The sequence below is a fragment of the Rhizomonospora bruguierae genome (genome assembly GCF_018397995.1).
In the GTDB taxonomy this organism is placed as follows: domain Bacteria; phylum Actinomycetota; class Actinomycetes; order Mycobacteriales; family Micromonosporaceae; genus Rhizomonospora; species Rhizomonospora bruguierae.
Map to the genome: position 1 here is coordinate 1 of NZ_BBQH01000081.1, position 14,191 is coordinate 14,191.

Here is a 14,191-nt window from a genome sequence, read left to right on the forward strand (position 1 = left end):
CCCTGCAAAGACTCGCCGACTTCGCCACCCCGCGTTCCTACCTGCCCACCGCCGCCAAACACGGCAAGGACACCCTCGACGTGCTCAAACAGCTGTTCAACACTGGCCCGTGGCTGCCTCAAACGGTTGCCTCAAACTGAATACGTACGATGGTCGTGACGGTTTTCGGTGGTTTCCATTTCAACTGCGGCAGCGGGTTGACTGGCAGCAGCCGCTTTTCTACCGCGCATTCAATCGCGGTGTTGAATATCTTCCGGCGACGGCCGATGACGCTCGGCGCGGCCGGCGTACCGTCGAGTCGCACGGTGAGGCCGTCCAGCACCGGGCGCAGCACATCAGCGCGGCTGAGGCTGGCCACGTCGCGGGTGTTCCGCTTCACCCAATCAAGGGTGGTCTTCACCTGGTCAGGAACATCCTCGGCCGCGCGGCGGGCGGTGTTGAAAGCCCAGCGACCGAGGGCGTGACGGAGCACCTTCCGTTCGGGCGGCCTCTGGCGTTGGTCAGCATGAGAACGGTGAGAGCCGTCAGCGCTTCCGCGTGGGTACGCCTGGTCGTGGCTGCCACATGCGGCGCGAGCGGCGCTCGCGGAGTGGCGGCAGCGGTTCAGGCTCCCCGACCGGGCGTACCTGGTCGAGGCTGACAACCTCCTGCCACTGGACCTTACGGTGAACGCCCACCAGGAGCTGCTGCGAACCCATCTCAACCGGCACGGCCACGCCCGGCTCGACGAAGCGCCCCCACCGGGCGCGTTCGGCTGGCTTGACGACCGCGCACACGAGATCGCCATCCCTCTGTCGTCCACGGTGCCGGCACGAACCGTTCCGCCTCTGGCCCGCGCCCGGACGATTGAACCCGGCGACGGTCACCTACCCGGCGCCGGATCTTGGCTGTACGCGAAGCTGTACATCTCGCCGGGTCGACTCACCGAGCTGCTCGATCACGTGCGGGACCTGATCGCTGACTGGGACAAAGCCACCGAATGGTGGTACCTGCCGTACCGCGATCCCGATCCGCATGTACGGCTTCGGATCCGGCTGCCCCACCGCGACGCCTACGGCGCCGCAGCCACCCGAGTCGGCGAGTGAGCAGCACGGCGTCGGCGACTCCTGGCACGCCGAGCTGGGCTGGGTGGACGGCTACACGTACGGCCCGCTCGCCGAGGCATGGCGCCACGGGACGGCGCCGTAGGGCGGAGGCCTTCCAAGCGTTACCCCGCTCGGCTTCGCACCCGGATCGCGGGGTGTCGCGGTGGGCCGGTGATTGAGTACCCTCTGCCCGGGGAGGATCGTCATGCGCCGTCGTACCATTTTCGCCACCGCCGTTGGAGCGGCCTCGGCCACACTGCTGACCGCGTGCAGCGGGGACCCGGGGCCGGCCGTGTGGGGCGACTCGCCGAGCCCGTCGGACCCGGCCGAGCCGGGCGCAGCACCGCTGCCCAGACCGGCCGCCGCGACCTTCGAGCCGGAAAACGGGACGAACAACGTCGCTCCGCTCAAGCCGGTCGTGGTAACGGCCGTGACAGGGACGATCAAAGAGGTCTCGGTCAGGGCCGACGGCAAGTCGGTGCGCGGTTCGCTCGACGCCGCCGGCACGACGTGGACCAGCAGCGGGGTCCTGGCGTACGGCAAGTCCTACCGGGTGACGGCGACGATCGTCGACGCGGACGGGGCGGCGGTCGAGCAGTCGTCGACGTTCAGCACGCTGAAGCCGGCGTCGACCGCCACGGTCACGTTCCAGGCCAACGCGCTGACGTCGATGAAGAACGGCGGCACCTACGGTGTCGGCCAGGTCATCATCGCCCGGTTCAGCAAGGCCCCCAGCGACCGCCGGGCCGCCCTCAGGGCGATCGAGGTCACCAGTACGCCGTCGGTCGAGGGCCGCTGGTACTGGGTCGACAACCGGACCGCGCACTACCGCCCGCAGAAGTACTGGGCCAAGGGCACGAAGATCACGGCCGGTGCGAAGATCCGCGGGGTCGACCTGGGCAAGGGCGTCTACGGCGCGGCCGACAATTCTGTGTCGATCACGATCGGCCCCGCCCGGATCGCCATCGCCAATGACAAGACGCACTACATGCGAGTGCTCGTCGACGGCGTACAGGTGAAGAACATGCCGATCAGCATGGGCAAGCCGGGCGGGACGAACACCGCGGACGGTGGACGGGTGCTGTTCCCGACGCGCTCCGGGACGCACGTGGTGATGACCCGCGAACTGGAACATCAGATGACCTCGTCCAGCTACGGCGTGACGAACCCGAAGGACCCGGACTACTACGACGCGCTGATCAAGCTCTGCTGCCGCATCTCCTACAGCGGCGAGTTCGTGCACTCGGCCCCGGGGAGCGTCGGCGACCAGGGTAAGCGCAACGTGTCGCACGGCTGCATCAACATATCGCCGAGCAACGCGCAGTGGTTCTACGACAACTTCCGCCTCGGTGACGTCGTCGTCGTCGAGCACACGGGTCGCCAGCAGCAGATCGGCGACAGCGCCGGAGCGGTGTGGGACGTGCCCTGGGCCAAAATGATCACCGTCTGAGTAGCTGCGTTCAGGCCAGGCGCTCCGCGTTGCAGCCCGCGCCCGGACCGCGGCCGGTTCCCCAGCTCCGTCACAACACTGCCACAGCTTGGTATCCCGGGCCGGAGCCCTGCGATGACACGGTCCGGGTCGGCTGGAGATGCCCGCGCCGGTCGACCGCGAACACCGTGACGCTGTTGCCGGAGAAGTCGGCGATGTAGACACGCGTCCCGCCGGCGCCAAATGCCAGGTCGACCGGATCGAATCCGATGTCGATCCGGTCGACCTGGGTGAGCCGCCCGTCGGCGCCGATGTCGAACCCGCGCACCTGTCCGTCTGTGGCCGGTGGCGTGCCGCCCACCACGCCAAGGGCGGTCACGTAGAGCCGGTGCCCGTCCGGGCTGATCGCGGCGCCCTCGGTCCACACGCCCGACTCGACCGGCTCCGGTGAGATCGGCGTCAGCTCGCCGCGCGCGCCGATCCTGAATCCGAAGATGTCTGGATCATCGCCGGCCTCCTGGTTCGTGATGTAGGCGAAGCGGCCGTCGGGGGTGATGACGATACGGTGGCCGGAGGAGCCGAGGCCGGCCTCGGCCACCCTGGCCCCGATCGACCCGTCGGGGCGAACCACGAAGCCGGTGACCACGGCCGGCTCGTTGGCCTGCGCGCCATGCACCGCGTAGACGAATCTGCCGTCCGGCGTCACCGCGACACCCTTCGCGTTGACGCCTCCCGAGTCGACCGTGTTGAGCAGGGTCAGCGCACCGGTCGACTCGATGTGGAAGGCGGACAGCACACCCGTGCCGTGGCCGCCGTCGAAGTTCGCGACATAGACCGTATGCGCACGTGGGTCGGTCGCGATCCCGAACGGCTGCGGGGTCGGGGTGGCGCCGGCGAAGGTGAGCGAGCCGTCGGGGTTCACCCGATACCGCTCGATCTCGTTGACCAGTTGGCTCGACACATAGCCGAAGCGCTGCCCGTTCGGGGCGAGCCGGGCGCTGAAGACGATGCCGCGTGCCCCGTGCCCGGCGGGTGCCGTGCCGGTCGACGTCACCGTCCCACCCGGGCCGAGCCGGAACCACGTGACGTCCGCCGCCTCGGGTTCGGCCCGCAACGCGCTGTTGGTGACGTACAGCCGGTCCGTGCCCATTGCCGAGGCGGCACCGGCCCCGGCGGAATCCGAGACGACCGCCACGCCAGCGATGAGCAGACCGGTGACAGCGGGAAGGACGATGTGACGGCGGATGGCAAAGGTCGGCATGAGACCTCCAAGCCAAGCTGGTGCCAGCGAACATGTGCTGGCGACGCGGAGCAGGTGGCTATCGGGGCCAATCATATACAGATACCGATATAAGGATGGCCCCGCCCGACTCAGGTAACCCGTCCGCGGCTCGGGAGTCCTGACTTGACGCAACCGGGCGGCGAGATCACGGGCGTACTGGCACAGCAAGTCGTGCATCCGGTACCGGCCGGGCGCACGTTGGATACGCGTTCCAGCCGTGCGCGGATAACGAGGGCGATTACAGTCGCTCAGGACTCGGCGCGGCCCAGTCGCCAGTAGCCCATGAAGGCCACCGCGCCGCGGTCGACGCCGCGCTCGGTGACCAGGTGCCGGCGCAGGCCGCGGATGACGCCTGCCTCGCCGGCCAGCCACGCGTACAGCGGCGCGGGACCGGCCGGGGCGGGTACCTCCCAGAGGATCTCCCGGTCGACGTCCACATCGGTCAGTGGCCCGGGCGCGGCGCCGGCCGGGGCGGGCACCGGCAGCAGTTCGGCGGCGAGTGCCGTCACGGCCGGCACCAGCCGGCTGCCGTGCCCCTGGCCGGCGCGGGCCAGCCAGGTCACGGCGACGCCGGGCGGGCCGGCGAGCGGCAGCGCGTCCGCCGGATCGGGGACCTCGATCAGCGCGTGGCCGCGCGCCTCGGCCGGCAGCCGTTCCAGGATGCCGCAGATCGCCGGCGCGGCGGTTTCGTCCCCGGCGAGCAGCAGCGTCGCGCCCCGCGGTGGCCGGAACTCGAGGCCGCCGTGCGGGCCGTCGTAGCCGGCGTCCGGGCCGACCACGGCGAGCTGGTCGCCGACGCGGGCGCGGCGCGCCCACCGGGTGGCCGGGCCGCCGTCGCCGTGCAGCACGAGGTCGACGTCCACCTCCGGCACCTGCCGGCGCACCGCGCGGACCGTGTAGGTGCGGATCGGGCAGCGCCGGTCGACGGGCAGTTCGCGCCAGCGCCGGTACCAGTCGGCGCCGTCGGGCAACTCCCCCACCGTGCCGGGCAGCGGCAACGCCAGCTTGATCCGCTGGTCGTATCCGTTGTCGGCGAACCGGTCCAGGTCCGGTCCGGTGAAGGTGACGCGCAGGAACGACGGGCTGAGCCGGCGCAGCGCGCGGACCTCGACGGTGAAGACGCGCCAGGGCGCGACGGGCAGGGTACTCGGCATGACACCTTCCTCTGTGGACGCCGACCCGGCGGCCGTGCGGCCGGATCTCATCGGGGGCCGGCCGCCGTGCCGCGCGAGCGCCACAGCAGCCAGACGAAGTACGGGGTGCCGACCATGGCCGTGACCAGGCCGGCGGGGATCTGGGCGGGCGCGATGACCGTGCGCCCGAGGGTGTCGGCGAGGCTGACCAGCGCCGCACCGAGCAGCACCGCGACCGGCAGCACCCGGGCGTGCCGGCCGCCGACGAGCGCCCGCGCCGCGTGCGGGGCGACCAGGCCGACGAAGCCGATCACGCCGACCGCGGAGACGGCCGTGGAGGTGAGCAGCGCCGTCGCGCCGAGGGCGAGCAGCCGGACGCGTTCCAGCCGGACCCCGAGCACCCGGGGCGTGTCGTCGTCCAGCGCCAGCAGGTCCAGTTCGCGCCGGGCCGCGACCACCGCCGGGATGCTGAGCAGCAGGGCGATCGCCACCGGCAGCACCTGCGGGGCGGTGCGGCCGTAGGTGGATCCGGACAGCCAGGTCAGGGCCTTGCCGGTGTTCCACGGATCGGAGGAGACGACGATAAACGTGATGATCGCGGCGCCGCCCTGCCACACCGCGAAGCCGATCAGCACGAGCCGGTCGGAGCTCAGCCCACCGCGCCGGGCCAGCCCGTAGACCAGGCCGAAGGCGACGATGGCACCGAGGCCGGCGGCGCCGGAGATGGCCGCCACCCCGGCCAGCGGGAGGAACGTCAGCAGGGACACGGCGCCGATGCCGGCCCCGCCGGTGATGCCCAGGATGCCCGGCTCCGCGAGCGGGTTGCGGCAGACCGCCTGCACCGTGGTACCGGCGACCGCGAGCGCCGCGCCGGCCAGCAGCGCGGCCGCGACCCGGGGCCACCGCTGGTCCAACACGAAGGTGTACGCGGGACCGGTGCGCCCCTGCACCCAGTTGACGACGTCGCCGAGCAGGACCCAGGTGTCCCCGGCGAGCATGCCGACCAGCACCGCCCCGACGACGGCCACGGCGCACCCGGTGACGACGGTCAGGTGGAACGGCCGGGACCGGACGGCAGCGTGCCCACCCGGGGGTCGGCGGGTCGGGCCGGCGTCCCGGTGCCGCCGGGCCAGCCAGATCAGCAGCACCGCGCCGAGCAGGGTGGTGACCACGCCGGTCGGCACCTCCACGCCGGCCTGGCCGCCGAGCAGCGCCCTCAGCAGCACGTCGGCGCCGAGCACGATGACCACCCCGACGATGCCGGACAGCGGCAGCAGGACCCGGTGCCGGTGCACCCCCGGCACCGCCCGGCCGAGCAGCCGGACGATCACCGGCGCGCACAGCCCGACGAAGCCGATCGGCCCCGCCAGGGTCACCGCGGCGGCGGCGAGCAGCACCCCGAGCAGGGTGACCACCAGTCGGGTGCGCCGGACGTCCAGCCCGAGCACGGTGGCGGTGTCGTCGCCGAGGGCGAGGATGTCCAGCCGGTGCCCGAGCGCGACCAGCAGCAGCGCGGCGAGCCCGATGACCGGCGCGAGCTGGGTGAAGGCGACGAGGTCGCTCTGCACGAGCGAGCCGTTGCCCCAGGCGAACAGCCCGATGGTGGCCTGCTCGAAGAGCAGCATCAGCAGCATGGTGACCGAGCTGAGGGCCATCGCGGTGGCCGAACCGGCGAGGACCAGGCGGGTGGTGGCGGCCCGGCCGCCGGCCGACAGCGCCATCACCAGCCCGGCCGCGGTGAGCCCGCCGCAGAACGCGAGCCCGCCGGCGGGCAGCGCCGGCAGCGCGACGCCGAACGCCGCCGCGGCGACGATCGCCAGGTGGGCGCCCGCGTTGACCGCGAGGGTGTCCGGGGAGGCGAGCGGGTTGCGGGTCAGCGATTGCAGGGCCGCCCCGGCGAAGCCCAGCGCGACGCCGACGGCCAGCCCGGTGAGCAGCCGGGGGATGCGGGAGGCGACCAGCACCCGGGCGGCCTCGTCGTCCCCGCCGGCGAGCAGGCGCAGCAGGTCGAGCGCCCCGACCGAGGACGTGCCCTGGGTGAGGTGGACGGCCGCGATCACCACGAGAAGCAGCGCGGCGAGGACGAAGGCGCCGGCGACCCGGCGGCGGGAGAGCGTCCCGGCCGGGCCCGGCCGGGTGACCGGGCCGGACCGGGGCGCTGCCGTGAGCTGGCTCAAGCCGCGTAGACCTTCACGAACTGGTCGATGTACTGCCGGGCGGAGAGGGTCCCGCCGAAGGTCCAGATGCCATCGGGCATCCGGTGCACCCGGTTCTGCTGGACGAACGGCAGGGACTTCCAGATCGCGTTGTTCGCCAGCCCGTTGGCGAAGACGTCGTCGCCGTCCGAGGCGTTGTAGAAGAAGTGCAGATCCTGTCCCTTGAGGACGCTCAGCCCCTCGACGTCCGTCTGGCCCAGCCCCCAGGCCGCGTCCGTCTTGCCGGTCCAGGCGTTCGTCAGGCCGAGCTGGATGCCGAGCTGGGAGACGAACGCGCCCTGGCCGAACATCCGGATCGACACGGTGCTGCCCTCCTTCCAACCGTCGGCGATGGCGAACTGCCGACCGGCGGCGCCGGCGTCCGCGATCTTCTTCTTCCCGTCGGCCAGGGCGGCGTCGAAGTCGGCGAGCAGCCGCTGCGCCTCGGCGGTCGTTCCGGTCGCGGCGGCGATCATGTTCAGGTCGGACCGCATCCGGCCGAGGTTGTCCGCGGCGTCGCTGCCCTTGGCGACCAGCACCGGCACGTACTTCTCGAGCTGGGTGACCAGCGCCGAACCCCGCTCGGCCTCCATCACCACCAGGTCGGGCTGCAACGCGACGATCGAGTCGACGCTCGGCTCGCCCCGGGTGCCGACATCTTTGACGCCCGGGTCCAGCTTGGCGGCGCTGACCCAGGTGGCGTACCCCTTGGTGTCGGCGGCGCCGACCGGCATGACGCCGAGGCCGACCAGCATCTCGATCTCGCCCCACTCCAGGCCGACGACCCTGGTGGCCGGCGCCTTGAGGGTGATCGTTTTGCCCCGGCTGTCGGTCACGGTGACCGGGCCGGTCGGCGCGCCACCGGGAACGGACGGAACGGCGGCCGGGGTCTCGGTGGTGCCACAGGCGCTGAGCAGCAGCGCCGCGGCGGCGGCCAGGACGGTCAGGCGGGTACGCAGCATGGCCTTCTTTTCTGTCGCGAATGGATTGATTGGGTCAGGCGAAGACCCGGGCGGCATGCCGCCCGACGGGCCGGGTGGAAAGCAGCCCGGTCAGCGGGTCGGCGGTCACCTCGACGCGGATCCCGTAAACCTCGGTGAGGGCGTCCTCGGTGAGCACGTCCGGCGGGGCGCCGGCGGCCCGGACCCGCCCGCCGTGCAGGAGCACCACGTGGTCGGCGACGGCGGCGGCCTGGTTGAGGTCGTGCAGGACGACGCCGACGGCGACGCCGCCGGCGTCGGCGAGGTCGCGCATCAGGTCGAGGATCTCCACCTGGTAACGCAGGTCGAGGAAGGTCGTCGGCTCGTCGAGCAGCAGGGTGCCGGTGTCCTGGGCCAGGCAGGTGGCCAGCCAGACCCGCTGCAACTCGCCGCCGGAAAGCTCGTCAACCGGCCGCTCCGCCATCCCGGCGACGCCGGTCACCGCCATCACCCGGCCGATCACGGCGGCGCCCTCCGGGTCGCCGGCCCGCCACCGGCCCCGGTAGGGGTGGCGCCCGTAGCCGACCACGTCCCGCACGGTGACCCCGTTCGGGGTGGGGCGACTCTGGGCCAGCAGGGTGACCCGCCGGGCGAACTCCCGGGCGGTTAGGGCGCGGGCCGGGGTGCCGTCGGCGAGCACGACATCGCCGCGCTCCAGCGGATGCAACCGGGCCAGCCCGCGCAGCAGCGTCGACTTGCCGCTGCCGTTCGGCCCGACCAGCGCCGTCACGGCGCCGGGCCGCAGCGTGATCGCGGCGTCGTGCACCACGGTCGCACCGTGGTAGCCCAGACGGAGATCCACGCCGCGAAGCCCCTCGGCGCGGCTGTCACCACCAACCATGAGGGTTAGGCTAACCTAGCCTAACTTCGGCTTGTCAAGGTGTTCCCGGCGCCCCGCCCGGTCAGGTGAACCCGGGGCGCTGGCGGCCCCCGGTGGACCGTGCAGGAGGTGGCCAGCAGATGCATCCGGACATGATCGTCTGCCGGCTCGTGTCTGGTGGCGCTGAGCGCGACCACCGTCCTCATTTCGCGTCTCGCTCCCGTTCCGCCTCTGCCTGACCTGACTGACCCGCCCCTTGGGTTTGTGGGTGCTGAATAACGCCGCTTTGCTCTGCTTCCGTGTCGGCGCCCTGCCGGCGCTCTGCCGGCGCACGGTCCGCGCCCTGCCGGGCGTTGTGGTGGCCGGGAGCGCGGGCTGCGCGGGAGGGTGTGGGCTGCGCGGGAGGGTGTGGGCTGCGCGGGAGGGTGTGGGCTGCGCGGGAGGGTGTGGGCTGCGCGGGAGGGTGTGGGCTGCGCGGGAGGGTGCCGCAAGCTCCAAGTCGAGCCTCGCTTTTGGCCGGCGGCGGCACGTCGACGAAGTTCGAAAGTCGAGGTGGCGGTCAAATGCCGCCAACAGGTGCGATCCCTGCATCACACGTCCAAGATCGATGGGGATTGGCACGGTGATCCGTCGATGAAAATGGCCGCGCGACCAGCGCTGCGGCGGTGGGTGTGCGATGGATAACAGCACGAGGGCCGCCGATCGGTTTGGGATCGACAACGGTGCCGGGTAGGGTCGCCGCGGTGTTGCCGGCACAGGAGAGCCGGTGTCGCATGATCTTGGCCGGACCGCGAGCAGCCAACGGGAGTGCGCCGTGGAAACCCCTACCCAGCAGGCCGTCCAACAGGCTGGCAGGTCGCTGCCACGGCGGCGCAGCCGCTACCTGGACGTGCTTCGGGCGACCGCCATCGTCCGGGTCTTCGTGCACCACTCGCTGTGGATCGGCTGGTTAACCTTCCTCTTCCCGTCGATGTGGGTCATGTTCGCGCTCGCCGGCTGCCTCACCGCCGCCTCGCTGGAGCGCGGTGGACCGGTCCGCACGCTGCGCTCGCGGCTGCGGCGACTGCTGCCCCCGCTGTGGGTGTTCGCCGCGGTGGCGGTGCCGCTCATGATCGCCCGCGGCTGGCTGGCCGACCAGGAGAGCCCGCTGCGCTGGTCCGACCTGCTCTACTGGGTCCTGCCGCTGGCCAACCCGCCGGCCAGTGCGTGGGGCGGCCCGTTCGTGCTCGCGCTGTGGTATCTGCGCGCCTACCTGTGGTTCGTGCTGCTGTCCCCCGCGCTGTGGTGGGCATACCGGCGGTGGCCGCTCGCCACCCTCGTCGCGCCCATCCTCACGGCACTGATCCTGGACTCGCCGCTGGTTAACCTGCCCACCGACAAGATCACGGATGTCGTCTGGGCCACCGCCCTGTACGGCACGTGCTGGATCCTCGGCTTCGCCCGCCACACCGGCCGCCTCGACCGCATCCCGCTCGCGGTCTGCGCGGTCGCCGCGGTCCTGGTCTGCGGTGCCGGCATTCTCTGGGGCGTCCTGCGGCTCAACGGCGGCTGGCCGCTGCAGAACGTCGCGGCGGACGCCCTGTGGGGCACCGGCTACGCGCTGATCCTCATGCGGCTACGTCCGTCGATGGCCTGGCTGGACCGGGTCCCGCTGCTGGAACGGATCGTCGCGTTCGTCAACGCCCGCGCCATGACGATCTACATCTGGCACCTGCCGGCCCTGTTCGCCGCCGGCACGATCCTGCTCCTGGCCGGCGTCGACCTGGCCACGCCCCGCGGGCTGGCCGCCACCTTCGGCCTCGGCCTCGCGGCCACCGCGGTCACCACCGCCGTCATCGGCTGGGTCGAGGACCTGGCCGCCCGCCGCCGCCCACGGCTGCTCCCCGGCCAACCGGCCACCCCGGCATCATCGCCGGCCTGACTGCCGGACGCGCCGGGCGCCGGCCACCCATCACCACGCCTCAAACACGCGCCGGGCCGTCGGGCGCGGCGCGGCGCCGGTGGGAGCATGGGTGCATGACGGCATGGCGTGAGGTCGAACAGGCGGCTCCGGAGTTCGCGCGGCGCGTGCGGGCGCTGTTCGACGCCCACCGGCACAAGACCATCGCCACGGTGCGGGCCGACGGGTCGCCACGGATCTCCGGGATCGAGGCGGTCTTCGAGGGCGGCGAACTCGTCTTCGGCTCGATGCCGAACGCGCGCAAGGGCGCGGACCTGCGCCGTGATCCGCGCTTCGCCGGGCCACTGCGCCACGGTCGACCCGATCGAGGGCGCCGAGGCGCAGTGGCCCGGCGAGGCGAAGATCTCGGGTCGGGCGACCACCGCGGGAGCGACCGCCGGGGGGCAGGAGGGTGATCGCTTCCACGCCGACATCGCCCAGGTCGTGCACACGCACCTCAACGAGGAGGCGACCAGGCTGGTCGTCGAGTGGTGGACGCCCGAGCAGGGGCTGCGAAGGGTCGAGCGCGAGTAGTCCCGGTCCACCTTGCAATTTCCATTTCGGATGTTGCGGGATCCTTGGAATTCGCGGTTCCTCCGCTCCCACCCCGTGACCAAGGGCATAGGTACATGTCACAATAATGGCGCCGGTGCCGCGGGCGATCGGAGCGAAATGAATCGGTCCGTTGTGTACAGTCAGATTCCGGTGCTGCGCGCCTCGGGGGTTGGCCGTACCGCATTATCCGCCTTTCACGCCGCCCTGGTCGCGGTCGGTCTCGGCCAGGTCAACCTGGTGCGCCTGTCCAGCGTCATCCCGCCGGGTACCGGGGTCGACGCGACCGGGCGGGCCCGTGCGCCGGAGAGCGTCTGGGGCGACCGCCTCTACTGTGTGTATGCGGAGCGCGCGGCGACGGTCGTCGGTGAGCAGGCGTGGGCCGGGGTGGGCTGGGTGCGGCGACTGGACGGCCTGGGCGGCCTGTTCGTCGAGCACGAGGGCGCTGATGAGCAGTCCGTCTCCACCGCGATCCAGGCGAGCCTGGCGGACATGGTCGCCGGGGCGGCCGAGGAGTACACGCCGCCGGAGTGGGTGGTGCAGGGCGCGGCCTGCGCGGGGCAGCCGGTCTGCGCGCTCGTCATCGCCCCCTACGAGGCCGCCCCCTGGCCGCGCATCAACAACCACAGCAGCCCCACCGGTAACAGGAATACCTTTGGCCTCATCGAGTAACAATTCTTTCGAATTCGTCGGACCCCGACAAGAAGCGCCGGGGTGGTCTAGCGCGAGGAAATGCGAACCGCTAGTGTCTACGAGTCCGTTGCGGACCAATCGCCGTCACGCCGGATGGCGTCGCAACGGAACCGCTGAGTCGTGAGCGATCACGAACCGGGGACCCACGAACGTTGGGGTGAATCCGCGGGCTTCGAGTCCGTGGTAGGGCGACTTCCCGCCCGAATCCGTCAGCTAACCCGGTAGGCGGCAACGGAAGGAGTACGACCTTGCGCCTCCGGTTGAGCCCCAGCCCACCGGCGCCTTCACGACACCGCCCAGTACCGACGGTCCCATAGGGACATTTACCGTCCGTGCATTTCTGAACACGGACGGCGAATTCCGTTGACCGGACGCCGACGATTTCACCGTTCCTTTCCGGTACGTACCCCCGTACGGGGGGCGATGACGCCTGCGCGGCTTCCGGAACGAGGGACGGGCATGTTTGTGGAGGATCGAGTGAAGAAGCCCCCCTATCACCCCAGGCACCTGGTGAGCGCCCGCCCGCGGCGCCGCCGGATGGTCCTCACCGCGGCCGTGTTGTTCGCCGCGGCGCTGGGGACCGATTTCGCCATCTCGCAACTGAACCCGCCCGCGGCCGGCGAGCCCCAGGCCGTGGCGGCGATGGACGTCAACCGCGTCGACGAGGCGGCGCGCGCCTCGCGCGGAGACTCGCGCGCGCTCACGGCGGCACCCGGTGCCACGCCTTCCGCCGACGCGGCGACGCCAGCCGCGCCCCAGGCGACCGCGAAGGCGGCATCCAAGACGTCGGCGCCCGCGACGAGCGCGCCCGCACCCGCACCCGCGGCCAAGACGCTCAAGCACGAGTACCAGGCCCAGATCAACGGGTACTACTGCGGCCCCGCGGCCACCCGCATCGCGCTGACCGCGCTCGGCGTCGACCTGAACCAGGACTCGGTGGCCAACACCCTGGGCACCACCGTCAACGGGACGAACTCCGCCGACGACATCACCCGGGGGCTGAACAAGCTCGCCAAGACCAGCCACTACCGGAGCACGTTCTTCGACTCCTCGCCGAGCAGCGCCCAGATCCAGCGGCTGCGGGAGGACGTGGTGTCGTCCATCACCGCCGGCTTCCCGATCGTGGCCAACATCGTCGGCTCCGCCACCGACACCAGCGGCAACACCCGCTCGTTCCCCGGCGGCCACTACATCGCCGTGGTCGGCTACGCCGATCAGGGTCGGACCGTGAAGATCTCCGACCCGGCGAACGTGTACGGCATCGGCGAGTACTCGCTGAGCACCACCGACCTGGCGAACTGGCTGGCGACCCGCGGCTACTCCTCCTGACAGCGAAGCCCTCTGACAGCGAAGCCCTCTGACAGCGGGGCCCCCTGACAGTGGGTGCCGGGTGCCGGCCGGTGTGCCGGCGCCCGGCGCCGTCCCGTCGGGTCCACTCCAGACGCTTGCGGACAGGTCTACCGCCGCGGGTCTCTCACGCCGGTGTGCGACCCTCGCCGGGCGGCAAGCGGCGGACGGGGAGGCGAGCATGAACGGGCAGCCGGCGAGCACGGGGGTGGGGCTGCGCCCGATGACGGACGCGGACGCGGCGGCGGTGCTGGCGATCTACCAGGCCGGCCTCGACGGCGGCGACGCCAGTTTCGAGACCGTGGCGCCGACCTGGGCGGCGTTCGACGCGGGGAAACTGCCCGGTCATCGCCTCGTCGCCGTCGACGGCCGGGCGGCGGGGCGGGGTGCGGGAGGGGGCGTCCTACTCGGCTGGGTCGCCGTGTGCCCCGTCTCCGCGCGCCCCGTGTACGCCGGGGTCGTCGAGCACTCCGTCTACGTCTCGCCCGGGGCGCGCGGCCGGGGGGTGGGGCGGCTTCTGCTGGCCGGGCTCATCGCGTCCACCGAGGCGGCGGGCATCTGGACCATCCAGGCGGGCGTCTTCCCGGAGAACACGGCGAGCCTGGCCGTGCACCGCGCCGCCGGCTTCCGCACCGTCGGCGTGCGGGAGCGGCTCGGGCGCCACGCCGCGCGGGGCGACCGCTGGCGGGACGTGGTGCTCATCGAGCGCCGCAGCCCGCATGCCGGGTGAGCGCGG

General features: G+C 71.9%; 13 protein-coding genes, 2 pseudogenes and 1 riboswitch. Of the genes and pseudogenes, 9 read left to right on the top strand and 6 right to left on the bottom strand.

Annotated elements, in window-relative coordinates; all coding sequences use genetic code 11:
• Window positions 1–118 precede the first annotated feature (118 nt).
• Complete coding sequence (locus tag KJS59_RS26575; protein ID WP_213455935.1) at window positions 119–400, bottom strand: hypothetical protein; 282 nt, start codon at window positions 398–400, stop codon at window positions 119–121.
• Window positions 401–557: 157 nt separating this feature from the next.
• On the opposite strand from KJS59_RS26575, the gene KJS59_RS26580 reads away from it, so the two are divergent.
• The 3 genes and pseudogenes from KJS59_RS26580 (at window position 558) to KJS59_RS26590 (ending at window position 2,535) form a co-directional block, all read left to right on the top strand.
• Window positions 558–1,085, top strand: coding sequence for a thiopeptide-type bacteriocin biosynthesis protein (locus KJS59_RS26580; protein WP_213456042.1), 528 nt, complete (start codon window positions 558–560; stop codon window positions 1,083–1,085).
• Window positions 1,084–1,188 (top strand): annotated as a pseudogene (locus tag KJS59_RS26585) (GNAT family N-acetyltransferase); the annotation flags it as partial. The gene KJS59_RS26580 and the pseudogene KJS59_RS26585, both read left to right, overlap by 2 nt.
• Window positions 1,189–1,290: 102 nt before the next feature.
• Window positions 1,291–2,535: a L,D-transpeptidase gene (locus tag KJS59_RS26590; protein WP_213455937.1), complete on the top strand. Its 1,245-nt coding sequence runs from the start codon at window positions 1,291–1,293 to the stop codon at window positions 2,533–2,535.
• A gap of 70 nt (window positions 2,536–2,605) precedes the next feature.
• Here the strand turns inward: KJS59_RS26590 and KJS59_RS26595 are convergent, their stop codons facing one another.
• The 5 genes from KJS59_RS26595 to KJS59_RS26615 all read right to left on the bottom strand — a co-directional run bounded on the left by KJS59_RS26595 (window position 2,606) and on the right by KJS59_RS26615 (window position 8,945).
• Window positions 2,606–3,775: a beta-propeller fold lactonase family protein gene (locus KJS59_RS26595; protein ID WP_213455939.1), complete on the bottom strand. Its 1,170-nt coding sequence runs from the start codon at window positions 3,773–3,775 to the stop codon at window positions 2,606–2,608.
• 269 nt (window positions 3,776–4,044) lie between these two features.
• Window positions 4,045–4,950: a siderophore-interacting protein gene (locus KJS59_RS26600; RefSeq protein ID WP_213455941.1), complete on the bottom strand. Its 906-nt coding sequence runs from the start codon at window positions 4,948–4,950 to the stop codon at window positions 4,045–4,047.
• A 47-nt stretch (window positions 4,951–4,997) separates the two neighbouring features.
• Window positions 4,998–7,106: an iron ABC transporter permease gene (locus KJS59_RS26605; protein WP_213455943.1), complete on the bottom strand. Its 2,109-nt coding sequence runs from the start codon at window positions 7,104–7,106 to the stop codon at window positions 4,998–5,000.
• Window positions 7,103–8,086: an ABC transporter substrate-binding protein gene (locus tag KJS59_RS26610; protein ID WP_213455945.1), complete on the bottom strand. Its 984-nt coding sequence runs from the start codon at window positions 8,084–8,086 to the stop codon at window positions 7,103–7,105. The genes KJS59_RS26605 and KJS59_RS26610 overlap by 4 nt, the downstream gene beginning before the upstream one ends.
• Window positions 8,087–8,120: 34 nt before the next feature.
• Window positions 8,121–8,945 carry an ABC transporter ATP-binding protein gene (locus KJS59_RS26615; protein ID WP_213455947.1) on the bottom strand — a complete coding sequence of 275 codons (825 nt, stop codon included), beginning with the start codon at window positions 8,943–8,945 and terminating at the stop codon, window positions 8,121–8,123.
• A gap of 793 nt (window positions 8,946–9,738) precedes the next feature.
• On the opposite strand from KJS59_RS26615, the gene KJS59_RS26620 reads away from it, so the two are divergent.
• The 6 genes and pseudogenes from KJS59_RS26620 to KJS59_RS26640 all read left to right on the top strand — a co-directional run bounded on the left by KJS59_RS26620 (window position 9,739) and on the right by KJS59_RS26640 (window position 14,185).
• Entirely contained in the window at window positions 9,739–10,845 is a 1,107-nt protein-coding gene (locus KJS59_RS26620) for an acyltransferase family protein (RefSeq protein WP_213455949.1), read from the top strand.
• A gap of 95 nt (window positions 10,846–10,940) precedes the next feature.
• Window positions 10,941–11,096 (top strand): annotated as a pseudogene (locus KJS59_RS31480) (pyridoxamine 5'-phosphate oxidase family protein); the annotation flags it as partial.
• A 49-nt stretch (window positions 11,097–11,145) separates the two neighbouring features.
• Window positions 11,146–11,397, top strand: coding sequence for a hypothetical protein (locus KJS59_RS31485; protein WP_249714939.1), 252 nt, complete (start codon window positions 11,146–11,148; stop codon window positions 11,395–11,397).
• A 171-nt stretch (window positions 11,398–11,568) separates the two neighbouring features.
• Window positions 11,569–12,087, top strand: a complete 519-nt coding sequence (locus KJS59_RS26630) for a pyruvoyl-dependent arginine decarboxylase (RefSeq protein WP_249714932.1) — start codon at window positions 11,569–11,571, stop codon at window positions 12,085–12,087.
• Window positions 12,088–12,209: 122 nt separating this feature from the next.
• Window positions 12,210–12,351, top strand: a riboswitch (cyclic di-AMP (ydaO/yuaA leader).
• A 234-nt stretch (window positions 12,352–12,585) separates the two neighbouring features.
• Window positions 12,586–13,437 carry a C39 family peptidase gene (locus tag KJS59_RS26635; protein WP_213455953.1) on the top strand — a complete coding sequence of 284 codons (852 nt, stop codon included), beginning with the start codon at window positions 12,586–12,588 and terminating at the stop codon, window positions 13,435–13,437.
• A gap of 199 nt (window positions 13,438–13,636) precedes the next feature.
• The gene (locus KJS59_RS26640; protein ID WP_376771277.1) at window positions 13,637–14,185 is read left to right on the top strand and encodes a GNAT family N-acetyltransferase; all 549 of its coding nucleotides are present in this window, start codon (window positions 13,637–13,639) and stop codon (window positions 14,183–14,185) included.
• Window positions 14,186–14,191: the final 6 nt, after the last annotated feature.

Excerpts from the sequence above, each read along its gene's own strand:
- KJS59_RS26590 (WP_213455937.1), top strand. The coding sequence starts at position 1,291 with ATGCGCCGTCGTACCATTTTCGCCACCGCCGTTGGAGCGGCCTCGGCC.
- KJS59_RS26595 (WP_213455939.1), bottom strand. The coding sequence starts at position 3,775 with ATGCCGACCTTTGCCATCCGCCGTCACATCGTCCTTCCCGCTGTCACC.
- KJS59_RS26600 (WP_213455941.1), bottom strand. The coding sequence starts at position 4,950 with ATGCCGAGTACCCTGCCCGTCGCGCCCTGGCGCGTCTTCACCGTCGAG.
- KJS59_RS26610 (WP_213455945.1), bottom strand. The coding sequence starts at position 8,086 with ATGCTGCGTACCCGCCTGACCGTCCTGGCCGCCGCCGCGGCGCTGCTG.
- KJS59_RS26615 (WP_213455947.1), bottom strand. The coding sequence starts at position 8,945 with ATGGTTGGTGGTGACAGCCGCGCCGAGGGGCTTCGCGGCGTGGATCTC.
- KJS59_RS26640 (WP_376771277.1), top strand. The coding sequence starts at position 13,637 with ATGAACGGGCAGCCGGCGAGCACGGGGGTGGGGCTGCGCCCGATGACG.